This window comes from Pseudomonas sp. SZ57 (assembly GCF_009495975.1).
Classification (GTDB): domain Bacteria; phylum Pseudomonadota; class Gammaproteobacteria; order Pseudomonadales; family Pseudomonadaceae; genus Aquipseudomonas; species Aquipseudomonas syringae.
In genome coordinates this window covers 46,338-68,913 of the sequence record NZ_WIBD01000012.1, presented here as the reverse complement: position 1 = coordinate 68,913, position 22,576 = coordinate 46,338, and the positions used below count along the sequence as shown (strand labels likewise).

25 protein-coding genes are annotated in these 22,576 nt (G+C 58.1%); 13 read left to right on the top strand and 12 right to left on the bottom strand.

The features are described 5' to 3' along the window. The first annotated feature begins 333 nt into the window (after positions 1–333). From GE543_RS13755 to GE543_RS13740, 4 genes are all read left to right on the top strand, one after another. Complete coding sequence (locus tag GE543_RS13755) at positions 334–981, top strand: DedA family protein (protein WP_103689939.1); 648 nt, start codon at positions 334–336, stop codon at positions 979–981. A 3-nt stretch (positions 982–984) separates the two neighbouring features. Continuing rightward, positions 985–1,794, top strand: coding sequence for a zinc-dependent peptidase (locus GE543_RS13750; RefSeq protein WP_153221654.1), 810 nt, complete (start codon positions 985–987; stop codon positions 1,792–1,794). Between the two features lie 110 nt (positions 1,795–1,904). Next, the gene (gene ppa, locus GE543_RS13745; RefSeq protein ID WP_003366402.1) at positions 1,905–2,432 is read left to right on the top strand and encodes an inorganic diphosphatase; all 528 of its coding nucleotides are present in this window, start codon (positions 1,905–1,907) and stop codon (positions 2,430–2,432) included. A 353-nt stretch (positions 2,433–2,785) separates the two neighbouring features. Further along, positions 2,786–3,517, top strand: coding sequence for an XRE family transcriptional regulator (locus GE543_RS13740; RefSeq protein WP_004409537.1), 732 nt, complete (start codon positions 2,786–2,788; stop codon positions 3,515–3,517). 349 nt (positions 3,518–3,866) lie between these two features. Here the strand turns inward: GE543_RS13740 and GE543_RS13735 are convergent, their stop codons facing one another. Then, positions 3,867–4,067: a hypothetical protein gene (locus GE543_RS13735; protein WP_003384292.1), complete on the bottom strand. Its 201-nt coding sequence runs from the start codon at positions 4,065–4,067 to the stop codon at positions 3,867–3,869. A gap of 276 nt (positions 4,068–4,343) precedes the next feature. Here GE543_RS13735 and GE543_RS13730 point away from each other — a divergent pair, with 276 nt between their 5' ends. Together GE543_RS13730 and GE543_RS13725 are read left to right on the top strand one after the other, a co-directional pair. After that, positions 4,344–4,586 (top strand): helix-turn-helix domain-containing protein, encoded by a 243-nt coding sequence (locus GE543_RS13730; protein WP_016567088.1) that lies wholly within the window; start codon positions 4,344–4,346, stop codon positions 4,584–4,586. A gap of 23 nt (positions 4,587–4,609) precedes the next feature. Continuing rightward, complete coding sequence (locus tag GE543_RS13725; RefSeq protein ID WP_003317245.1) at positions 4,610–4,882, top strand: helix-turn-helix domain-containing protein; 273 nt, start codon at positions 4,610–4,612, stop codon at positions 4,880–4,882. A gap of 30 nt (positions 4,883–4,912) precedes the next feature. On the opposite strand, the gene GE543_RS13720 is transcribed toward GE543_RS13725, so the two are convergent. The 10 genes from GE543_RS13720 to GE543_RS13675 all read right to left on the bottom strand — a co-directional run bounded on the left by GE543_RS13720 (position 4,913) and on the right by GE543_RS13675 (position 13,003). Then, positions 4,913–5,956 (bottom strand): WavE lipopolysaccharide synthesis family protein, encoded by a 1,044-nt coding sequence (locus tag GE543_RS13720; RefSeq protein ID WP_153221663.1) that lies wholly within the window; start codon positions 5,954–5,956, stop codon positions 4,913–4,915. A gap of 54 nt (positions 5,957–6,010) precedes the next feature. Further along, positions 6,011–6,616 (bottom strand): hypothetical protein, encoded by a 606-nt coding sequence (locus GE543_RS13715; protein ID WP_046236091.1) that lies wholly within the window; start codon positions 6,614–6,616, stop codon positions 6,011–6,013. After that, positions 6,613–8,388, bottom strand: a complete 1,776-nt coding sequence (locus GE543_RS13710) for a hypothetical protein (RefSeq protein ID WP_153221653.1) — start codon at positions 8,386–8,388, stop codon at positions 6,613–6,615. Before GE543_RS13710 ends, GE543_RS13715 begins: the two co-directional genes overlap by 4 nt. Positions 8,389–8,390: 2 nt before the next feature. After that, the gene (locus GE543_RS13705; RefSeq protein WP_003317241.1) at positions 8,391–8,711 is read right to left on the bottom strand and encodes a hypothetical protein; all 321 of its coding nucleotides are present in this window, start codon (positions 8,709–8,711) and stop codon (positions 8,391–8,393) included. After that, positions 8,708–9,439 (bottom strand): glycosyltransferase family 2 protein, encoded by a 732-nt coding sequence (locus GE543_RS13700; RefSeq protein ID WP_046236089.1) that lies wholly within the window; start codon positions 9,437–9,439, stop codon positions 8,708–8,710. Before GE543_RS13700 ends, GE543_RS13705 begins: the two co-directional genes overlap by 4 nt. Next, on the bottom strand, positions 9,436–10,074 hold the full coding sequence (locus tag GE543_RS13695) for an HAD family phosphatase (protein WP_003414540.1): 639 nt from the start codon (positions 10,072–10,074) through the stop codon (positions 9,436–9,438). Before GE543_RS13695 ends, GE543_RS13700 begins: the two co-directional genes overlap by 4 nt. Positions 10,075–10,081: 7 nt before the next feature. Then, the gene (locus GE543_RS13690) at positions 10,082–10,696 is read right to left on the bottom strand and encodes a phosphodiesterase (RefSeq protein ID WP_153221652.1); all 615 of its coding nucleotides are present in this window, start codon (positions 10,694–10,696) and stop codon (positions 10,082–10,084) included. A gap of 1 nt (position 10,697) precedes the next feature. Continuing rightward, positions 10,698–11,459, bottom strand: coding sequence for a glycosyltransferase family 2 protein (locus tag GE543_RS13685; RefSeq protein WP_046236088.1), 762 nt, complete (start codon positions 11,457–11,459; stop codon positions 10,698–10,700). A gap of 66 nt (positions 11,460–11,525) precedes the next feature. Further along, positions 11,526–12,230 carry an ABC transporter ATP-binding protein gene (locus tag GE543_RS13680; protein ID WP_096126991.1) on the bottom strand — a complete coding sequence of 235 codons (705 nt, stop codon included), beginning with the start codon at positions 12,228–12,230 and terminating at the stop codon, positions 11,526–11,528. Then, complete coding sequence (locus tag GE543_RS13675; protein WP_024638280.1) at positions 12,227–13,003, bottom strand: ABC transporter permease; 777 nt, start codon at positions 13,001–13,003, stop codon at positions 12,227–12,229. The genes GE543_RS13680 and GE543_RS13675 overlap by 4 nt, the downstream gene beginning before the upstream one ends. 306 nt (positions 13,004–13,309) lie before the next feature. Between GE543_RS13675 and yghU the strand changes: the two genes are divergently transcribed. From yghU to GE543_RS13640, 7 genes are all read left to right on the top strand, one after another. Beyond that, a complete protein-coding gene (yghU, locus tag GE543_RS13670) occupies positions 13,310–14,152 on the top strand; it encodes a glutathione-dependent disulfide-bond oxidoreductase (RefSeq protein ID WP_153221651.1) in 843 nt (280 codons plus the stop codon). Between the two features lie 202 nt (positions 14,153–14,354). Further along, on the top strand, positions 14,355–15,371 hold the full coding sequence (locus tag GE543_RS13665; protein WP_153221650.1) for a YhcG family protein: 1,017 nt from the start codon (positions 14,355–14,357) through the stop codon (positions 15,369–15,371). 79 nt (positions 15,372–15,450) lie between these two features. Further along, on the top strand, positions 15,451–16,617 hold the full coding sequence (metC, locus tag GE543_RS13660) for a cystathionine beta-lyase (protein WP_153221649.1): 1,167 nt from the start codon (positions 15,451–15,453) through the stop codon (positions 16,615–16,617). Positions 16,618–16,719: 102 nt separating this feature from the next. Beyond that, a complete protein-coding gene (locus GE543_RS13655; protein WP_002551852.1) occupies positions 16,720–16,965 on the top strand; it encodes an exodeoxyribonuclease VII small subunit in 246 nt (81 codons plus the stop codon). Then, on the top strand, positions 16,962–17,849 hold the full coding sequence (locus GE543_RS13650) for a polyprenyl synthetase family protein (RefSeq protein WP_004393999.1): 888 nt from the start codon (positions 16,962–16,964) through the stop codon (positions 17,847–17,849). The genes GE543_RS13655 and GE543_RS13650 overlap by 4 nt, the downstream gene beginning before the upstream one ends. Before the next feature lie 162 nt (positions 17,850–18,011). Continuing rightward, positions 18,012–19,904: a 1-deoxy-D-xylulose-5-phosphate synthase gene (dxs, locus tag GE543_RS13645; RefSeq protein ID WP_153221648.1), complete on the top strand. Its 1,893-nt coding sequence runs from the start codon at positions 18,012–18,014 to the stop codon at positions 19,902–19,904. A 72-nt stretch (positions 19,905–19,976) separates the two neighbouring features. Then, positions 19,977–21,191 (top strand): AGE family epimerase/isomerase, encoded by a 1,215-nt coding sequence (locus GE543_RS13640; RefSeq protein WP_153221647.1) that lies wholly within the window; start codon positions 19,977–19,979, stop codon positions 21,189–21,191. A gap of 36 nt (positions 21,192–21,227) precedes the next feature. Here GE543_RS13640 and GE543_RS13635 read toward each other — a convergent pair whose 3' ends face one another. Next, complete coding sequence (locus GE543_RS13635) at positions 21,228–21,992, bottom strand: SDR family oxidoreductase (protein WP_153221646.1); 765 nt, start codon at positions 21,990–21,992, stop codon at positions 21,228–21,230. Positions 21,993–22,576: the final 584 nt, after the last annotated feature.

Below are 22,576 nucleotides of genomic sequence, written 5' to 3'. Positions count from 1 at the left end.
TGTTGTAAATGAGCATTCCGACTGGACTCGCATCCGAGCCTGTTTTTAACGAAGCATCACCGAGCGCAGCCACTTTTCGTACACAGCCTAGGCACCACACTGGCTTATGCCGTTCACAGCCGCCGGGCATATTCGCGTAATCATCCCGGCGTATGGCATAAGCCCGGATGAACATTGCGGCCTGCTCTTCCCTCCTCAAGGCTGTACCGCTCACACCCCATTCAACCCCGCAGCCTATTCCAAAGCCCCTTCTGCGCATTCTGCTTCTATAATGCCGCGCAGTCGTTTCTTCCGCATGCGACCCCGGACAGGGTTCTCGCCTCAGGTGCCTTAATGGAATTCAACCCGCTCGACCTTATTCTGCATCTCGACGTTTACCTTGACCTGTTGGTGACCAACTACGGCACATGGGTCTACGCGATCCTGTTTCTGGTGATTTTCTGCGAGACCGGACTGGTGATCATGCCCTTCCTGCCGGGTGACTCGCTGCTGTTCATCGCCGGCGCCGTGGCTGCCGGTGGCGGCATGGACCCGGTCCTGCTGGCCGGTTTGTTGATGCTCGCAGCGATCTTGGGCGACAGCACCAACTACGTGATTGGCCGCACGGTTGGCGAAAAACTGTTCAGCAAATCGTCATCGCGAATCTTTCGCCGCGACTACCTGCTGCGCACTCAGGATTTCTACGCACGCCACGGCGGCAAGACCGTCACACTGGCGCGCTTCCTGCCGATCATCCGCACCTTTGCGCCCTTCGTCGCGGGTGTCGGCAGGATGTCATATCCGCGCTTCGTGGGCTTCAGCGTGCTGGGCTCGGTGCTGTGGGTCGGCAGCCTGGTGACACTGGGCTTCTTCTTCGGCAACGTGCCATTCATCAAGCACAACCTGACCTTTCTGGTGCTGGCAATCATCCTGCTTTCGCTGGTGCCGATGGTCATTGGCGTGGTTCGCAGCCGCACCGCGCGTCCGGTCGACGCGCGCTGAATCATGTGGTCATTCAGCCACTGGCGCAGGCAGCGCACGCTGGCCCGACACCCGGTTGCTGAAGAGCTATGGCAGAACGTCTGCGCACGTCTGCCGATCCTCGATGGCCTGAGCAGTGGGCAACATGCGCAACTGCGTGACGCCTGCGTGCTGTTTCTGCATGACAAACACCTCAGCGCGCTGCCGGGCGTTGATCTGGATGACGAGCAGCGGCTGTTTCTCGCCGCCCAGGCGCAGCTGCCGCTGCTGAACCTCGGCGAACTGAACTGGTATCAGGGTTTTCATGAAATCGTGTTGTACCCCGACGACTTCGTCAGCCCGCAGCGCCATCGCGATGCCAGCGGCGTCGAACACGAGTGGGATGGCGAGCACAGCGGCGAAGCCTGGCTGCAGGGCCCGGTGATTCTGGCCTGGCCCGGCGTATTGAGCAGCGGCGGCTGGGATGGCTACAACCTGGTGATCCATGAACTGGCGCACAAGCTCGATATGCTCAACGGCGACGCCAATAGCCTGCCGCCGCTGCACAGCGACATGCAGGTGACCGAATGGGCTCGCGTCATGCAAAGCGCGTTCGATGATCTCAACCGGCAACTGGACCATAACCCCGACGCCGAACCCGCAATCGACCCTTATGCCGCCGAAGACCCCGCCGAGTTCTTCGCCGTGACCAGCGAATACTTCTTCAGCGCGCCCGACCTGCTGCACGTCAGTTACCCGGCCGTCTACGAACAACTGAAAGCGTTCTACCGTCAGGACACCCTGGCGCGGCTCGACCTGCTGCGTCAACAGGACCCGGCTTACCGGGACAGCTGACGGCCGCCAAGGCCATGCGTGGCAACCAAAACAGAATATGCCTATAATCCGGACCACTTTATGGCGGTTCGCGCCACAATCTGTCTGTTCAACCAGGGGGGCAATGCCCAATGAGCTACAGCAAGATTCCGGCTGGTAAAGACCTGCCGAACGACATCTACGTCGCCATCGAAATCCCGGCCAACCACGCGCCGATCAAATACGAAATCGACAAAGATTCCGATTGCCTGTTCGTTGACCGTTTCATGGCCACCCCAATGTTCTACCCGGCCAACTACGGTTTCATCCCCAACACCCTGGCTGACGACGGCGACCCGCTGGACGTGCTGGTGGTAACCCCATACCCGGTTACCCCAGGTTCGGTTATCCGCGCACGCCCGGTCGGCATCCTGCACATGACTGACGACGGCGGCGGCGATGCCAAAGTTATCGCAGTGCCACACGACAAGCTGTCCCAGCTGTACGTCGACGTGAAAGAGTACACCGACCTGCCGCCACTGCTGCTCGAGCAGATCAAGCACTTCTTCGAGAACTACAAGGATCTCGAAAAAGGCAAATGGGTGAAGATCGAAGGTTGGGGCAACGCTGACGCTGCCCGTGCCGAGATCACCAAATCGGTTGCAGCGTTCAAAGGCTGATCATCGATTGGCGTTTCAGGGCACGCTACACCCGTGCCCTGAAACACGCGTCCCCCCTCCTCGCTGCACCTCCCCGCACACCTCGCTCGCTGAAACCCGATCCATCTTTTTTGCAGCACGCACGTTTAAAAATGCGCCCGGCTTTTAGACATTCAATGAACAGTTCGTTAATGCCCGTATAGCGGGGGTAAACGCGCAATACCTCGTTTAGCGCCAAAAGCGCTATTACGGAATCCACCTACACGACATTCATTCCATCCGTAGTCCGGATAGCCACGCCCACCCTGGGATAACGTCGACGTCAACACCTCGTTCATTTAAACGCCCTGGCGACGCCCGTAGACTTCGCCACTATGAATACATCAGGTGATCGACTCCGCATCCTCCTTCGGGAGTGCCATCTCACAGCGACTGATTTTGCCGCCAACCGCAAAATCACGCCGCAACACGTCAATAACTGGTTCAAGCGCGGCGTGCCCATGGCGCGGATTGACGAGGTGGCTGAACTGTTGACCGTCAACGCCCGCTGGCTGCGCACCGGCGAAGGCCCCAAACACCCTAACGAATGCGCCAATGAAAACACTGGCGGCGATACCCGCGTCATCATTCATCAGGCCAGAAACGTGTCGCGCGGCGACGTGGAAATCCAGATATTCATGGAAGCGGAATCCACCCACGGCGTCGGCAAGACCGTCCTCGCCGAAGCCCCCGGACAAAAAATCCGCCTGCCCCTGCAAGTCCTGCAGAACATGGGCATCGACCCGAAAAACTGCATGTGCGTCGCCATGGTCGGCAACAGCATGGCCGACAAGATCCAGGACGGCTCGATCCTCGGCGTCGACCGCGAGCTGACCCAGGTCATCGACGGCGAAATCTACGCCCTGGAACACGGCGGCATCCTGCGCGTCCGCTACCTCTACCGCCTGCCCAACGGCGGCCTGCGCCTGCGCAGCCACAACGACGCCGAATACCCGGACGAACTGTTCAGCGCCGAAGACATCGACCGGGAGAAAATACGGATTCTGGGCTGGATATTCTGGTGGTCGACACTGAACAGCCGACGCAATGCCATGCTGCTGTTATGAGGCGTGTACGGCTGAAAGGCATTCGGGCTGGGCATGGAAGGTGAAGTTCAGTATCCTGTTCGCCATCCAGAACACCTGACGCAGTCATGCGATGCGGTGTTTGAACGGGGCATGTGATCCGTTTGCCCTGTTGCCTATTCGCGCTTCTTCAAGAGGCGCATCTGTTGAAGGCGATTGCGGTCTATCAAAAATAGATCAGAACCGCCTACGAGAAGCCGGCCACAAGCCGGCTTTTTAATGCCTGCTGCTTTCTTCCTGCGGCCGGGCAGTGGATATCATCTGCTTAAGAAGCTTCCCGCCAAATCAGCCGCTGGCATCATTTTGCTGGTTGTCCGATGGCTAGCAGAAACTACCCACCGCCCTCCCCCAAACGCCTCCGCCGCGCCACCAGCGCCCTGCGCAGGGAAACATCCGCATACTCCATAAACAGGGTTGCCAATCGATTCAGCGCTGCCTCTTCCTCTTCACCGCCCACGATTGAATCGAAGCCAAGCGCACGCTTGTTCTGTTCGGGCAGTTCTTCCCAGCTGGTCATGAGATAGGCGTACATTGTTGGCGCTGGGTCATGACATCAGGTACCGGGGCGGATGAGATGGCCTTAGAGCGTTGCTTTAGCGCACGACATTGTGGACATAGGTTTCGCGTAAGCGACAAGCCAAGGTAAAGACGCCTACGGCGCAGCAACTGGGCTTTTCTGATTTTCATAAGACCTCCTTGAACGTGTGCGTACATCCTTGAGGTAAATATCTTAATCGAAAAACCTATTTTGGGATAATCCCAAATCAGGTTTATTTAGGTAGCCGGACTATTCAGACGGCGTGCCCAAGTGAAAACCATCCATAACGCTCGCTACCAGGCGTTGCTTGATCTTTTGCTGGAAGCGCGCAACGCAGCCGGTATGACGCAAAAAGAATTAGCGGTCAGGCTAGGGCGACCGCAATCGTTTGTCTCGAAGACAGAGAATGCCGAGCGCAGGCTCGATGTCATCGAGTTCATGGATGTGTGCCGGGGACTCGGGGCTGATCCATATGCGTTGCTCAGTAAGCTGGAATCGATGGCTCGCCCATGATCGACAATCGCGACAGCAGTGCAATGGATCTGAGCAACGCAATCGGAGCGGCACTGAAAGAAGCGCGCGAAGCGAAGGGTCTCACGCAGGAGGATTTTGTCGGAGTCAGCGGCAGGACGTATCTGTCCGAGATCGAACGCGGGTTGAAGAGCCCGACGCTTGAGAAGCTGGACCAGCTCGCGACCAGAATCGGAATTCATCCGCTTGAGCTGCTGGTCTCGTGCTATGCCAAGCAGGCGTCGATGAGTCAGCAAGCTTTGCTGGATATGCTGGATGAACGCTTGCGTAACGCGTGACGTATTTCGATACCTACACACGCCCAGCCCTCAAACCCGATAAGACTCCGCATGCGCGACCTTCCTCAGCGTGCGCCAGTACGAGCGGATGCGCTTGGCGAGGGTCGGCGAGGTGCTGAACAGTACGATGGTCGCAAAGGACACCCACCAGCCGGGGCGCAGGCAGGTCAGCAGGTATTGATTGAGCCAGATGCGCGCGATCCTCAGCCTGTAGCCCTTAGGGTCGAGCCTTTGCAATTGCTCTATCGCAGAGGCCTTGTAGAGTGTGGTCAATACGCGGCGGCTGGTCAGAAAGCGTTCCGGGAAGTCGACGCCAGCCTCGCAGTGGTTGAGGACTCTGAAGTTGCGTCTCAAGACGTTGTCCCATAATTTCAGGTTGCTCAGCCCTACCTCGCAGGGTCGCGCAAGCCGGGCGTCGATGCCCTTCCTGTGCATGACACCCAGCATCAGTGCCTGTTCGCTGACCAGGCGCGCGGACGTGTAGCCAATGAAGTTGCCAAACGGGTTGCGAGACGGCCTGTCGTTGAAAAGCGCTTCCCTTTCGAACAGGGGTTGCTCCCACATGGCGAGCATCGCATCGCGCGTGCCGAATTGAACGAGATCCGATATGTGGAACAACATCGGCAACCGTTCAGGGTCGCGAATATAAAGCGTTGTGGTGGTGATGGGTGTGTCGAACAGTTGTGTCTCGCCCGGCTCGGTATCATCAGACTGGCCTATGACAGCCAGTGCCGCGCTGGTCAGATTGTGGTCGGCGCGCATTTTCATGACATAGGGTCTTGAAGCGCTTTGAATACCGCATAACGTCGATCGCAACATGCGATTGATGTTGATCTGATTACCGGCATCATCGACGAAGGCACCCGGATCATCCGACATGACGATCTGGTCCGCCTTCACATCGGAGGTATCTTCATGACGCCAGGTCGAAACGATAATTTCGGCCTGTGGCAGGTGCCTCCGGATCGACGCGATGCAGGCGAAGATGTTTCGTTTGGAACTCAGGTTGCGATACAGGGGGCCCTGAATAACCACGCTGATTTTTCTGGAATCGACGGCCACAAGATGAGGCATGTGTTTAACCTTGTAATGAGAAGCGCCTGCTACCAACGGCTAGCGGCAGATCGGTCAATGGGATCTTGCAACACGCCGAAAGACGCGCAGAACAACACGCCGTATTCGACGCAGGATGCCCGCCAGCAATGGAAGACTTATCAGTACTCTCTCAAGGCGAGTGACCATGAATAGCCTTCTAATCTGAACAGAACGGGCTGAGGCGGTTGTGCTTGCCGGTAAATTATTGAACGACGCATTGAGGGTTCGCGAATAAATGCCCAGATGCATGGCGGGCACCATGATCACGAGGTTTCGCTTTCGCAGCCTGGCGCTCAGATAGTTGTAACGAGCAATTTTCTGGATGAAGTCCATGCAGGTAGCCGAGTCATGCTGGCCAAAATCAATCAGCACCCAGTCGCTTTCGACTTTATCCATGTGCTGGGCAATTCTGTTCGCCACAATGCCGCTCAGACCATTGTCGTGAAGAAAGTCTTCCAGGCTGAACTGGGCATGTTCCGCCGGCAGATCGCTGACGGGTAGTTCGGTCAGGTTGTAGCGGTCATCAATCACAAGCACGGGAACGGTCTTTCTGTGCTCGTGCTGAATGTGCGCCAGCTGACAGATCAACTGATGACTGGAGGGGCTGGGGCTCAGATGGGAAACGACGAATACCTTCACTTCGCCCCCTGGATGTAGGACTTGAAAGGTGTTGAGTTGTAGACCGCCCTCACGGCAGCCCACAGGCTTTCGAAATAGAAGATTTTTCCGTTATTTCTGTACACACGAATCGCAGAAATCAGAATGCCGGGGAGCGAAAGAAGATTGTGGTGAAAGTAGTCATCCTGCTGGCGGACGAACCAGGTCTGCGTGCTGCGTTGACGCAACATATTGCGTACCTCACAGCTTTGCGTGATCAGTGTCTGTTTGGCCAGCACAGGGTCTGTGAGGAAGCGATTGACCAGATATTCCTGACGGGTTTCTGTCAATTGGTCGAACAGCATGAGCCTCTCGAAGTCGGCGAGAAATTCTCTGACTGCGTCGATATCATTTCTGAAGCTGGACTGCTGAGCCACGCGATCAATCAGTTCGACCCAGGCTCGAACAGAGATGCGCTCGAGACCGGTAGGAATGACAACTGTCGATGGATTGGCCAGGTATTTGTCCCCGAACTGTTGCAGTCTGGCCAATGCGGCCTCGGCAGACAGATTGAAAAGAGGTTTCTTTTGAAGCAGGGACACATAGCAAGGCCCGGATACCTCAAGGCGCCCGTTAGCCGATTCGACTGAACCCTTGCCACCCAGCAGCGCCCGGGAGGTCACTGACTGAGTGATGCCGAAAGGGTTGATACGGTTTGGAATACCTGCCCGCGACGCGCGTAGTGCATGCTCGATGTCTTCGTACTCCACCCAGTGCAGGGACTCGTCCAGCGGGCAGGCATTCCAGACATCCTTGCGACAAATGTAGAGGCTGCCTGTCGGGTAGCTGGCGTCGCTGTTGTAGCGCATCGGGCTGGCGAAACAGAACCCGGTCCGGTCGACGTCCGGGAATATTGACGGCGCTATGGACTGAGCATTACCGCTGGTGCGGTGCAGCCCCAGCAGACCCTGAGCGACTTCGTCCATGGCCATGCCGTAATCCGAGTAGCGACGCGGGTGCATGCTGATTCGGTTATCGAAAAACATGCTTTGCAAGGTCATCAACGGATAGCGCGGGCCAAAGCGGCGGACAACTTCCCCGAAGTGTTTTGGCAGAAAGACGCGGTCATGCAGGATCACCAGATTGCTGTGTCTGGCCTCCAGCGCGAGACGGTTTTTCTTCTTGCAGATCTGCACGGGCGGGGCAGTGATGTCCTCCCCCACGATGCGGACTTTGTCGAAATAGGCGAAATTAGTTCCCGGTGTGCCGCACAGCAGTATCTCCTTGTGCGGGATGTCAATTTCCAGAATGCGCTTCACGACGGCATTGAGAACGGTGGCGTCGCCTGGACCGACAGGAATGCCGAAGGTCCAGCTGTCGAGATCGTCGTTAGATTCCGCAGTCAGCCTGGATACTTTCTTGTAAGTGACCGAGTTGGCCGAACGCGCTATCACCTTGAGTGATCCCGCAAAGTAATCACGATCCAGATAACACTCGATAGGCGTGTCTTCGATGACCGTTATTTTTTCGCCAACATTCAGAAAGTGCGCACCGTCCCACAGCAGCAGGGGTGCCAGCGGCGAATCACTCTGGACACCATAAAAACAGTAGCTACCCGACCCATACAGACACAACGGACGCTGTGCGGCATGCAGTTTCCTGATCACCCGTTCAGGCTTGCGAAACGGATGCGCGCGGAACGAGATGAAGCTGGAACACTCATGGGGCAGCAGTAGCCCAACCGGGAGGCTGCGCAGACTGCCAGCCGCTATGTAACCGAGGCTTGGGTGATGCTGCAGATGGGTCGTTTTCATGGTCAGACGACGTACTTGTCAGCAAGCGCACCCGGCACCTTCACGACAACGGTGGTCGCATCGGTGAGCGCTTCGAACGCCGTGATGTCGCCCGGTTCCAGAACGATGATGTCGCCAGCATGCCAGACCTGATCGCGCATGTTGACCGACCCGGCAATGAGCACGGTTATCTCGGTGGCGACCTTGTGGTAATGAGCCGCTTCCTTTTCACCTGCCTTGTAGGTCTTGACCCCGACCTCACAGGACTCGGTACTGAAAACTGCAGGTTCGAATCCGCCCACGAACCAGCCTTTGACCATGTCTTCCAGTCTTGCCGTTTTCATCGCATTTCTCCTGCTTCGAAAGCGTGGAGCTGACTGTCGGTTTTCAATGGCCGGTACTGATTGGGTTCGATCCGGTAGGCGCCGATCCTCTTCTGCAACAGCACCAGCTCATTGAGGGCGGGGGCTATGTAGAAGTTGTCGTTGACCCTGGCGTCCTTGCGAATCATTTCTTTGGCCGCCGATACGAACAGCGAGCCGGACTTGAACCAGTACACACCTGCAATGGCGTTTGAGCTGATCGGATTTTTTTCGGCAGCTTCGATAACCCGGCAGTCGCTATCCAGGCGCGCGAATGAATAACGAGGGTGCAGAGAATTGAAGATGACTACTCCGGCATCCTCATGACTTTCACGAAACGTGCGCACTACATCCTGCAACTCGATATCCAGAAAGTCGCTGACACTGAGAATCAGCAGTTCGTCATCGTTGTCGATTTCTTCACTCGCCAGAAGCGCCGTGCACGCCGCGCCGCGGGTGATGTTGTGAACCGGTAGAACACTGGCCGACGGGTGCATCTGCGGAACCATGTTGCGAAGGTGCAACCGGGCGATATCGTGGTTCGAGAATGTGCAGATCATCCTGCGTGGCTGAAGTACCGCGCAGCTGTCTATCAGCGTATGAATCAGCGGCTTGCCGTTGTATTCACACAGGTAGTGCGGGTACTCGCCCTCGTCGTGCAGCGCCTCTGACTGCCTGCCGGTCAGAAGGATGATATTCAACGCGCTCACAGGACTGCCGCCTTGTCGAAGTTGATCTGTTCGACTTTGCCAAGAATGTTATTGAGGTTTACGTCGCAGGTTTCAGCCACGACCAGGACATGTGCGCCCGAGTCTCTGGCGGCCTTGATGCCATTCTCGTTGTCCTCGACGATGAGGCATTCTTCAGGCCGAAGACCCAGCTGGCTGATAGCCTTGGTATAGATGTCCGGCGCTGGCTTGGCATGCCTGACGTCTTCGTTGGAGAGCCGCAGATCGAGGTATCGGTCGAGATCTGCCCTGTTCATCATGACCTCCACGGTGTTGCGAATGGAGTTGGACGCCACTGCCAGCTTGTAACCCAGTGTTTTCAGTGATGACAACGCGTACTGATGCACAAAGGTCGGTTTGCACTGGGCGTAAACGATCTCCATGGTGTACTGCTGCTTCATCTCGTTGATAAAGGCGTGCAACGCAACCGGCAGGTCGCGTTCGACACTCAGCATGTCGAGTTTGCGCGAAGTGGGCAGACCGTCGTAGGCGGTGAGGTGTTCGTGGCGACTGATGTTGTAACCGAACAGGCTGAGCGCTTTGTTCAATGCGTCGTAATGCCATTCTTTGGCGTCGATAAGGACACCGTCCATATCGAAAATCACTGCCTTGATCATGGTTGCCTCACGTGAAGAAAGTGGCTGCGTCTGTGGGAAGATCAGTGCACAGCGTCAAACGGTCCTGCGACCTGAACTCGAGCAATTGCTGCCACAGGGCGTCATGACCACGCCCGTGCAATTCGGGTGACACCACACAAATTCGCTTGCCCAGGGAAAGAAGATCGCCAATGACCTGGTTGGAGAACCACTCACCCTCGAAACCGTCAAGCCAGACGCCGGCTGCCTGTTCGAGCCAGGCTGGCGACGGCTCAACATCGCTGAGACGGGTGTAAGTGGTGAGATTGGCGTTGAGGTAACTGCGCATGTCCGGCACCGCCATATCGAAGGCGAACCAGTTGGTATGGCCGTAACGGGCGAAGGTTTCGGCGAGAGCCTGTGCCAGGCCATCCGCCTTGACGTTGATGGCCAGCGGCAGGTTGCGGCCCGCCATGATGTCGAGCAGGCCATCCAGCGTCAGCTCGCCGCCCGCGGGCATGTCGTGGGAAATGACCAGTTGGCCCGCCACATCACGGACATCGGTTTCGGTGCCGAAGCCAAGGTCGAATGATCGATGAAAGGCTTCGGGCAGATTGCGCTCCGGCTTTTGCAGCCAATAGCCGCGATGGCTGATGATCTGCATGTCAGGCCTCTTTTCCCGAGGCTGCCTGCCTGCTTAGCGGCAACGACAGGAACTGGTTGAGGTCTGCCGGGATGCCCAGGCCATACATGCCGTGACCTTCTGCACCAATGCTGTAATGAATGACCTTGGCGCCCTGCCCGATGAGTTCGTTGTAAACCGGTGCGACATAGAACTCGCCATTGACGCGAAGATCTTTCGCGACCATCGCTTCGATGGCCGATATCAGTTGACCTGCGCGGCGAAAGTTATAGATGCCGACAGTGGCCTCGTCAGAGATAACCTCTTTTTCCACCACACGGTCGATCAGGCCTGCTGCACTGAAGCCCACGAACGACCATTTCGGATCGTTGGCTTTCATGGTCATGATCAAACCCTCTGCATCGCTCTCGCTCATTGCCTGCAGATAGGCGTTTATATCCACATCGACGTACTGGTCGCTGTTGGCGATCATCACTTGCTGGCTGTCGTCGAGCAGGTGCCTCGCTGCATACACCGAGCACGCAGCGCCCCCGGTCAGGCCGCCAAGTTCGACGATCTCGCAGCCGGGCGCCCAGGCATTCAGTTTTTCCCTCAGCCCGTAACGGGCGACCTGTTCCGCCTGACAGATAAAGATGAATCTGTGCGGGCACTCCGGCGTCAGGTTGTCGATCACGACCTTGATCATCGGTACACCATGTACAGGGATCAACGGTTTGGGATCGGTGTAGCCCGCAACCGCAAAGCGACTCCCGGCCCCGGCCATCGGAACGATAATTTGCAACATGGAAATACCTTTATGAATTGAGTGATGGCCAAGTTGATTGGAAGCATGGCATCGCGAAACAATGAATCAGTAATAACCGTGTTCGGTCATCCGGCCACGCTCGAGCGTCAAGTAACGCTGGCAAAACTCTTTACCTTCTTCTACTGCGTGGGTAACAAGAATCAAGGCCATCCCGTCATCCTGCATCATGCGAATTCGTTCGTGGCATTTGCGCTTGAAGTCTTCGTCACCTACCGCAAGTACTTCGTCAGCCAGTAACGTCTGAGGCTCGACATGAACGGCGACTGAGAAACCCAGCCTCATGTACATGCCTGACGAATAGTTCTTTACCGGTGTATCGATGAAGTTTCCCAACCCGGAAAAATCGACAATCTCGTTGAAGCGCGAACGCACTTCCTTGTTACTCAATCCAAACAGACTGGCATTGAGGTAGATGTTTTCCTCGCCGGTCAGTTCAGGGTGAAAGCCCACCCCTATTTCGATTAGCGGTGCCACCCGACCCACGCTGGTCAGCCGCCCACTGGTGGGCACAAGAATGCGTGAAACCAGTTGCAACAAGGTACTTTTACCTGAACCGTTATGCCCCACCAGTGCAAGCGACTCACCTTTGTGCAAGGTGAACGATACATCGCTGACTGCCGTGAATGTTTCGGCACGTTCACGGTATTGAGCGTCAAACAGCCCGAGAAACTTCTTCTTCAAACCGCCTCTGTTGTGGCGTAGAACAAACTGTTTGGAGAGGTTTTCTGCCTTGATGACGACGCGACTCATAGATACTCCACCACGTTGTCCACCTTCCTGAACATCAACAGGCCCACAAGCAGCGACGCAGCGCCCATGAGCACGCACAGCAGCAGATCACGGGTCTCCGGAACGACTCCGGCATGCAGAATGCTGGTGAAACTATTGAAATAAAGGGCTACAGGGTTATAGGCCGCAATGCGGGCGATACCGTCGGGCAGCGATGAAGTCACCCATACGATGGGTGTGAGCCAGAACAACAAGGGTAGAAACACGTCGATGAAGTGCTTGGCATCCCGTACGGTGACCTGAATGACACTGAGTGCCAGACCAAAGCCCATGATCAATGCCATGAATGCGATCAGCACAATCGGATAAAACAACAGCGCACGTGAAAAGACACCACCGAGCATGGCAAATAGCGATGCATAGACGAGCATGCAGCCGGCCCAGAAAACTACAATTGCCAGCGCCCCGGAAATGGGTAACAACAGACGGGGGAAACGCAACTTTCGAATGAGGTTGCCGTTATTGATCAGCCACTCCCCGCTTTGCGAAACAATTTGTGCCAGAAGCATCCAGTGGACAACACCTGTCACCAGGTGCAGCGCAAAGCGGTCCTGACTACTGGGCAGAATATAGGTGAACACGGTGTAATACGTGAGCGTTACAACCAGCGGATTACCCAACGACCAGACAAAGCCCAACGTTGCGCCCATGTAACGGATTTTTATTTCCTTGGAAACAAGATTGATGATCAGGTCACGCCACTTCATAACGCCCGGACTGTAAAAAGACGGCATACGGTATCCAGCTATTAATAGGTAAATCAGAGAGAGCGACTTTGACAACCAAGATCATAAATGGATAACCTTATGGCCTCATGCTGCGAACACATGTTCTCTTCTTTTACCCAGCTACAGCTATAGGACGCCGCCTTAGTTCCTGTAGGAATATTCTACAAGCTACCAACGGCAGCGAAATGCGCCCCTCGCCACACTCGTTCGCGATCGCAAGGCACTTCCCTGCACGCGCGTTGATCTATAACGTCAATGGTCCTTTGCAACACGACCGCCCCAGCGATCACCCTTGAACAAGCGAGGCTTCTCATGACCCAAACGTCCTATACCCCGCCGAAGGTCTGGCAGCAGGAAACAAAAGCGGGCGGCACGTTCGCCAGCATCAACCGGCCCGTCGCCGGCCCCACGCACGACAAGGAGCTGCCGGTCGGCAAGCACCCACTGCAGCTTTATTCGCTGGCCACCCCCAACGGTGTGAAGGTCACGATCATGCTCGAAGAGCTGCTGGCGCTCGGGCACAGCGGCGCGGAATACGATGCCTGGCTGATCCGCATCTCCGAGGGCGATCAGTTCTCCAGCGGCTTTGTCGAGATCAATCCCAATTCCAAGATCCCGGCATTGCTGGACCGAAGCCATGAAACACCTGTTCGGGTATTCGAGTCCGGATCCATCCTGCTGTACCTGGCAGAGAAGTTTTCCAGCTTCCTGCCCGCCGACACGGCAGGCCGTACCGAAACGCTGAACTGGTTGTTCTGGCAGATGGGCGCTGCGCCTTATCTGGGTGGCGGTTTCGGGCATTTCTATGCCTACGCGCCCGAGAAACTCGAATACCCCATCAACCGCTTCGCGATGGAAGCCAAGCGCCAACTCGATGTGCTGAACCGTCGTCTGGGCGAGCACCGCTACCTGGCTGGCGACACCTACACGATTGCCGATATCGCGGTCTGGCCATGGTATGGCGCACTGGTGCAGAACAAGGTGTATTCGGCTGCAGAATTCCTATCGGTACACGAATACCCGCACCTGATTCGCTGGACCGAAGAAATCGCCGCACGTCCTGCCGTCATCAGAGGCCAGAAGGTCAACCGCACCTGGGGCGAAGAAGCCGATCAGGTTCCGGAGCGGCATCAGGCGTCCGATCTGGATAAATAAGGCACACGTCAAGTCCTTTGCGGACAGAAACCTGATGCTACAAACCCACAGGAAACTCTGGAACAGAACGTCCTGATCTGCACGTAAAGTAGCCGACCTTAGCCACCGCCCAAGGACGCGCCTTTATGAGCCGAACAACTGTTCTTCCAGACTTTCGCTTGCAATCGCCCATCAGGTTGCCACGCAGTGGAGTACTTTCAGTATGAGTACTCCCAACACACCGCATACGCCTGTACATGATCGCTTTGATGAAGTGCTCGCCATGATCCGGAGCGCTCGACAGCAGGCCGCACAGGCGGTGAACACCCAATTGATCGAGCTTTACTGGCAAGTCGGCGCTTACATCAGTCGCAAGCTTGAAAACGCTGAATGGGGTGACGCGGTGGTCGCCCAGCTTGCCGAGCATCTGGCCACCACCCAGCCAGGACTGCGTGGTTTCACACGTCGTAATCTGTTTCGCATGCGCCAATTCTTTGAGGTCTACCGCGATGATGAGATTGTGTCAGCGGTGCTGACACAATTGCCTTGGACCCATCACCTGATCATCTTCAGTCAAAGCAAGCGCCCCGAAGAGCGTGAGTTTTATCTGCGTATGGCAATCAGGGAAAAGTGGTCCAGTCGCGAACTTGAGCGCCAATTCAAGAACGCTCTATTCGAGCGCACTGTCACCCAGCCAGCCAAAGCCTCGGCGATGCTCAAGGAAACCCGGCCGGCCGCACTGGATATATTCCGTGATGCCTACATGGTGGAGTTTCTGGAGCTGCCACCGGGGCACGCCGAAGCGGACCTGCATGGCGGCTTGTTGAAACGCCTGAGGGACTTTCTGATCGAGCTAGGCCGCGATTTCTGTTTTGTCGGCTCCGAGTACGCGTTGCAGGTCGGCGGCCAGGACTTTGCTCTGGATCTGCTGTTTTTCCATCGAGGCCTCAACTGCCTCGTTGCCATTGAGCTCAAGGTCGGCCGCTTTGAGTCCGAATACCTCGGCAAGCTGGACTTCTACCTGGAAGCGCTGGACCGCAACGAACGCAAACCCCATGAAAACCCGGCCATTGGCGTTTTACTCTGCGCCAGCAAAAACGACGAAGTCGTCGAGTACGCTCTGAACCGCTCGCTTTCACCCGCGTTGATTGCCGAGTACCAGACCCGCCTGCCGGACAGACAGTTACTGCAAGCGAAACTGCATGAGTTCTACGCGAGCGCTGTGTTGAACGATCAGTGATACCTGCCAGGCGCACGATGCATTACGCTTGCGGGTACCTGAGCCGCAGCCTGCAAGCCTTTTCCACCCGGAGCCTCCAATGCCGCAAGACAAAGACCCTCGTGCCCACACCGCCCTGTCGCAAAGCGGCCGCAGTGCCAGCAGCGGGCCCGGGATTGCGGTCAACCCACCCGTCGTGCGCCTCAGTACGGTGCTGTTCGACAGTCTGGAAAGCTTGCGGCAGGCGGAAATTCGCACCGCGGGGCCTGAGCGCTCGCTGACTTACGGTGCCAACGGCAACCCGACTGCGTTTGCCTTGCAGGACCTGATCTCCGAGCTCGAAGGCGCACACGGCACCTGCCTGTACCCGACCGGGCTGGCCGCAGTGGCGCAGATGTTTCAATCGTTTCTGCGTCCCGGCGATCATGTCCTGATCACCGAATCGGTGTATGGCCCTGTTCGGCGGCTGGCGAAAACCATGCTGACCGCCTTCGACATCCAGTTCGATTTCTACGCGGCCGACGGCAGTAACGTGGAATCGCTGATCAAGGCCAACACCCGGATGATCTATGCCGAGGTGCCCGGCTCGCTGACATTCGACATGTGTGACCTGCCTGCCCTGTCACAGCTGTGCAAAGCAAGGAATCTGCTGCTGGCTGTGGATAACTCCTGGGGCTCGGGGGTGTTGTTCAAGCCGCTGGCGCTGGGCGCGGACATTTCGCTGATGGCCCTGACCAAGTACGTGGCCGGCCACTCCGACGTCATGATGGGCAGCGTCAGCACCACCGAAGCGCACTGGCATACCCTGAAAACCATGAACACCGCCGTGGGCAATACCGTCAGCCCCGATGATGCCTATCTGGTGCTGCGTGGCGCCCGCAGTCTGGCGGCGCGCATGGCCATGCATGAGCGTCACGCGCTGCAGATCGCACAATGGCTGCAGGCCCAGCCCCAGGTTGCCCGCGTGCTCTATCTCGCGTTGCCGGACGATCCGGGCCACGCGATCTGGAAGCGCGACTTCCATGGCTGCAACGGCTTGCTCAGTTTTGAATTCAATACCACCGACTGGCAGGTGCTGGATCGCTTTACCGGCGCGTTGAAACTGTTCGGCGTCGGCTACTCCTGGGGTGGGTTTGAAAGCCTCATCACGGAAGTCGAACAACACGGTCCTGACCGCGGCGCTGGCCCGATGCTGCGGCTGCAGGTCGGCCTGGAAAGTCCGGAAGACCTGATCGCAGACCTGCGCAACGGGTTTGCCGCAGGTTGACCTTGGCAGCCGCTTGAAGAGCGCGGCTCCGTCGCCGCAATTTGCCCAGACGCCATCGCTCTGCTAGTGTCGCGCGGTTTAACCTCTACCGGAAATGCCCTCATGGCCCGCAAGAAAGCTGCACTGGATTTCGAACAGTCACTCGCTGACCTGCAAGCGCTGGTAGAGCGGCTGGAGAATGGCGAGTTGTCGCTGGAAGACTCCCTGACCGCCTTCGAGCAAGGTGTACGCCTGACCCGCGACTGCCAGAGCGCCCTCACCCAGGCCGAGCAGAAGGTTCAGGTATTGCTGGAACGCGATGGCGAGCTCAGCGAAGAGCCGTTCGACGATGCGGAACTCCCCGAATGATCGCGAGCTATCAAGCGCAAAGCCAGACTCGCGTCAACGCAGCACTCGACGGGCTGTTCAAGGCTCCGGGCCCTGAGCTCGAACGCCTCTACCAAGCCATGCGCTACAGCGTGATGAATGGCGGCAAGCGCGTGCGCCCGCTGCTCGCGTATGCCGCCTGCGAAGCACTGGGCGGTGTAGCCGAGGATGCCAACGGCGCCGCCTGTGCCGTTGAACTGATTCATGCCTACTCGCTGGTACATGACGATTTGCCGGCAATGGACGACGACGACCTGCGTCGCGGCCAGCCGACCACGCACAAGGCCTTCGATGAAGCCTGCGCAATCCTCGCCGGTGACGGCCTGCAAAGCCTGGCCTTCACGGCCCTGCTCACCCCTCACCTGACGTCGCGCGATGCCGAGACGCGTCTGCAGATGGTCACGGCCCTCGCGACTGCAGCCGGACCGGCGGGCATGGTGGGTGGTCAGGCTATCGATCTGGGATCAGTGGGGCTGAAGCTCGATCAGGCCGCGCTGGAATACATGCATCGCCACAAGACCGGTGCATTGATCGAAGCCAGCGTCCGGCTGGGCGCACTGGCCAGCGGTCACGCCGATCAGCCGCGGCTCGATGCTCTGCAGGTCTACGCGCGTGCAATCGGCCTGGCTTTTCAGGTTCAGGACGACATTCTCGATGTCGAAAGCGATACCGCGACCCTTGGCAAGCGCCAGGGCGCCGACATCGCCCGCGACAAGCCGACCTACCCGGCGCTGCTGGGCCTGGAAGCGGCCAAACACTACGCACTGGAACTGCGTGATCAGGCGCTGCAGGCGCTGAGCCCGTTCGATGCCGCCGCAGAGCCGTTGCGCCAGTTGGCACGCTACATCGTCGAACGTCGCCACTGACAACTGTCACCCGAACCGGAAAATCCGCTGAATCAACCACGCTTTATCGTGGTCTCAGTCATTACACATGTCAGTCGGCAGATCATCCGCCGACTCACTTCATGGGCAGCGTACGATGCATAAGGTAAACTGCCGCCTCTTTTACTTATAACGATTCGCCTGATGCCCACGACGTTCAAAGAGATCCCACGCGAGCGCCCGGTCACGCCGTTGCTCGACCGAGCCGATACCCCGCACGGCCTGCGCCGTCTGGGCGAAGCCGAGCTGGAAACCCTGGCCGATGAGCTGCGCCTGGAATTGCTGTATTCCGTTGGCCAGACCGGAGGGCATTTTGGTGCCGGTCTCGGGGTCATCGAGCTGACCATCGCGCTGCATTACGTTTTCGACACCCCGGACGACCGTCTGGTGTGGGACGTGGGTCATCAAGCCTATCCGCACAAGATCCTCACCGGCCGTCGTGCGCGCATGTCCACCCTGCGCCAGAAGGATGGTGTTGCAGCCTTTCCGCGTCGCAGCGAAAGCGAGTACGACACCTTTGGTGTCGGGCACTCCAGCACCTCGATCAGTGCTGCGCTGGGCATGGCGATTGCCTCGCGCCTGCAGGGCAGCGAGCGCAAATCGATTGCCGTGATCGGCGACGGAGCGCTGACTGCCGGTATGGCCTTTGAAGCGCTGAACCACGCGCCGGAAGTGGCCGCCGACATGCTGGTGATCCTCAACGACAACGACATGTCGATCTCGCGCAATGTCGGCGGGCTGTCGAATTACCTGGCCAAGATTCTTTCCAGCCGCACTTACAGCAGCATGCGTGAAGGCAGCAAAAAGGTGCTTTCGCGCCTTCCCGGTGCCTGGGAAATCGCGCGGCGCACCGAGGAGTACGCCAAAGGCATGCTGGTCCCGGGCACGCTCTTCGAAGAGCTGGGCTGGAACTATATCGGTCCTATCGACGGCCACGACCTGCCGACCCTGATCGCCACCCTGCGCAACATGCGTGACCTGAAGGGCCCGCAGTTTCTGCATGTGGTGACCAAAAAGGGCAAGGGTTTCGAGCCGGCCGAAGTCGATCCGATCGGCTATCACGCCATCACCAAGCTCGAGCCGCTGAATGCGCCTGCCGCGCAGAAAAAGATCAGCGCACCGAAATACTCCGGCGTGTTCGGCCAGTGGATCTGTGACATGGCCGACGCTGACGCACGGCTGGTCGGCATCACGCCCGCGATGAAGGAAGGTTCGGACCTGGTCGCGTTCAGCGAACGCTTCCCCGAGCGTTACTTCGACGTGGCCATCGCCGAACAACACGCAGTGACCCTGGCAGCCGGTATGGCCTGCGAAGGCAGCAAGCCGGTGGTGGCGATCTATTCGACCTTCCTGCAGCGTGGTTACGATCAGCTGATCCACGACGTCGCGGTACAGAACCTCGACGTGCTGTTCGCCATCGACCGCGCCGGACTGGTAGGCGAAGACGGCCCGACTCACGCAGGCAGCTTCGACCTCTCCTACCTGCGCTGCATCCCTGGCATGCTGGTGATGACGCCGAGCGATGAAAACGAACTGCGCAAGCTGCTCAGCACCGGTTACCTGCATACCGGCCCTGCGGCAGTACGCTACCCACGCGGCACCGGCCCTAACGCAGTGATCGAGGCCAATCTTGACCCGGTCGAGATCGGCAAGGGCGTTGTGCGGCGTCAGGGCCAGGGCGTTGCGATACTGGCGTTCGGCGTGCAACTGGCCGAGGCGCTGGTGGTGGCCGAGAAGCTCGATGCAACGGTGATCGACATGCGTTTCGTCAAGCCACTGGACGAAGCCCTGGTGAGCGAAGCTGCCGCCAACCACGAGTTGCTGGTCACACTGGAAGAGAACGCCGTCATGGGCGGTGCCGGTGCTGCGGTCAGCGAGTTCCTGGCACGCGCCAATATCCTCAAGTCGGTATTGCACCTGGGGCTGCCGGATGTCTACGTCGAGCACGCCAAGCCTGCGCAGATGCTCACCGAGTGCGGCCTGGATGCCCAAGGGATCGAAGCCGCGATCAATGAGCGACTGGCGCTGATTGGCTGACTGCCAGAGGTTCCTCACGCGCCTGGCGTGAGGAACGATCATCACCCGTCTTCGTGCAGCAATCCTGATAACATGCTGCGCACTTCGACACTGCCGCGATGCCAGCCGATGCCTCATGTGACCCGCTCCGCCTCCACGCCTGAATTGACCTCGTTGTTCGCCGCCTTGCAGCAGCACTTCATGCAGGTCGTCGTTCCGCTGTGGCAGGGTCCTGGGTGGAACGCGAAACTGGCATTGCCCTACGAAGCACTCGACGCGAGTGATCAACCGTTGCCGCCGCAACGCTATCGCGCCATGGCCTGTGCGCGTCAGCTGTTTCTGTTTTCCAGCCTCATCGGTCACGCACAAGTGCCGGGGGCACGGGCGCGGGCCGGTGAATTGTTCCGCTCCCTGCAACAGCACTTCCACGATGCCGAGCATGGCGGCTGGTTCTACAGCATCGATCCACAGGGCAAGCCGCTGGATCGCCGCAAGGACCTTTACACCCACGCCTTTATTATTTTTGCCTGCGCGCATTACTGGGCGAAAGTGCAGGACCCGCTGGCAGAGTCGGTGCTCAACGCAGCGCTTAACGTTGTGGCAGAACGCTTTGCCGACGACGACGGGCTGTACGAGGCGCAGCTCGATGAAGACTGGTCGGTATTGGGCACCGGACCGTTGCAAAACCCCTTGATGCACCTGGCAGAGGCCTTTCTGGCCACCCTGTCGGTGCGTGCCGACCCTGTCACGCAGGCGGCACTGGACGCGCTGGTTATCCACATGCAACGCCGTTTCGTCGATACGGCAACCGGCGTGATGCTGGAGAAGCCTCTGGGCGCTGTGGATAACTGGTACGAGCCAGGTCATCAGTTCGAATGGTTCTTCCTGCTGCAATCGTCGCCGGAACTGCATGGGCGCGAGCTGCATGAATCCATGACCCGCGCGTTCGCCTACGCCCAGGCGCAGGGCGTCGATCCACACAGCGGGGCGGTGACGGCGATGCTGGCGCTCGATGGTACGGTGCGCGATGCCACCCAGCGTATCTGGGCCCAGGCGGAATACTTGCGGGCCATGGCCCTGCGCCCGGACTGCGAAGCGGCCTTGACTCAGCAGTTGTCGGCCTTCGAGCAGCGCTTTCTGCATGCCAGGGGCTGGAACGAGTGCGTCGAGCCCGATGGCAGGGTCAGCCGCAGCGACATGCCGTCGACCACGCCCTACCACTTGGCCACCTGCTACATCGGCCTGGCGGATTTCGTCGAAAACCGCTTCGTCAGCGCATTCCCGCCGCCAACGCCGGCAGACAGCTGATCGGGCCGCAGCTGCGCGGTCCGATCAGCACGTCAATCAACCGAGGTTGCGATCAATCGCAAAGCCGGCCCAGGTCTGGCTGACCGGCATCAGTTCCAGGCTGTTGATATTGACGTGGGCTGGCGTGTTCATGATCCAGAAGATGGTGTCGGCGATGTCCTGAGGCTGAATCGGCTCGGCACCTGCGTAGGTGGCATCGTATTTGGCCTGATCGCCACCGAAACGCACCAGCGAAAACTCGCTCTCGCACAGCCCCGGCTCAAGGTTGGTGACGCGCACGCCGGTGCCGATCAGGTCGTTGCGCAGGTTCAGCGAGAACTGCCCGACAAAGGCCTTGGTGCCACCGTAGACGTTACCGCCCGGATACGGGTAGTTACCGGCGACCGAACCCAGGTTGACGATGCTCGCGCCGCGACCATGCGCGATCAGGCGTGGCAGCAGCAGACGCGTGGTGTAGACCAGACCTTTGACGTTGGTGTCGATCATGGTGTCCCAGTCATCCAGATCGCACTTGGGCGCAGGATCGATTCCCAGCGCCAGACCGGCATTGTTGATCAGCCCGCGAATGCTGCCGAACTCTTCAGGCAAACCTGCAATGCAGCTCTCCATGGCCTTGCGGTCACGCACATCCAGCACCAGCGTATGCACCTTGGTCTGCTTCGACAGCTCGGCGCTCAAGGCATCCAGACGGTCCTTGCGTCGACCGGTCAGCACCAGCGACCAGCCTGCCTCGGCGAAACGGCGGGCACACGCCTCGCCAAAACCGGAAGTGGCGCCCGTGATGAATACAGTGGAAGTCATTTCATTCTCCTGACATGGCGCACAAACAGCGCTGCCTGTTAATAAGTTTCTGGCAAGGGCAGCAGAATGCCCGTCAGCGGGACATCGATGCAACAACCCAGTGTATTTGTACAAAAAACAACCAACCCTGAGCGGGCCTTGCGCTACGGGCCTCACAGGCACTTTTGCCCACCTTATCCACAGTCAGACCCACAATCTCTGGGGGCAAGTCAGTGACGCTGAACATCACGTGTTTCGGGGCCTGCAGCGTATCAGGCGAAGTTTTTTCCTTGACTTTGCCCGACACTGTCAAGAGGGTTGAAAGCGTCAGAAAACGGTGATGGCCTGTAGCCCAGACCCTATAACGTCCGGGGCAGTCTTTCCAAGGCTTGTTAACAGACTTATCCACAGGCTGTTCGCCTGTAAAACCTGTATGAACGACCAGCCCCAATACAGTTGACAAATGCCCTATATAGCCGTCCGAAAACCTCTGTACGAAATTTAACCACTCTTCTACAGGCCTTATGCATAAAGGCCTGCAGGTAAATACTCCCAAGTTATTAACAGCCGGTTCCACAGTAAACCTGAACAAGTCAAAACGGTGA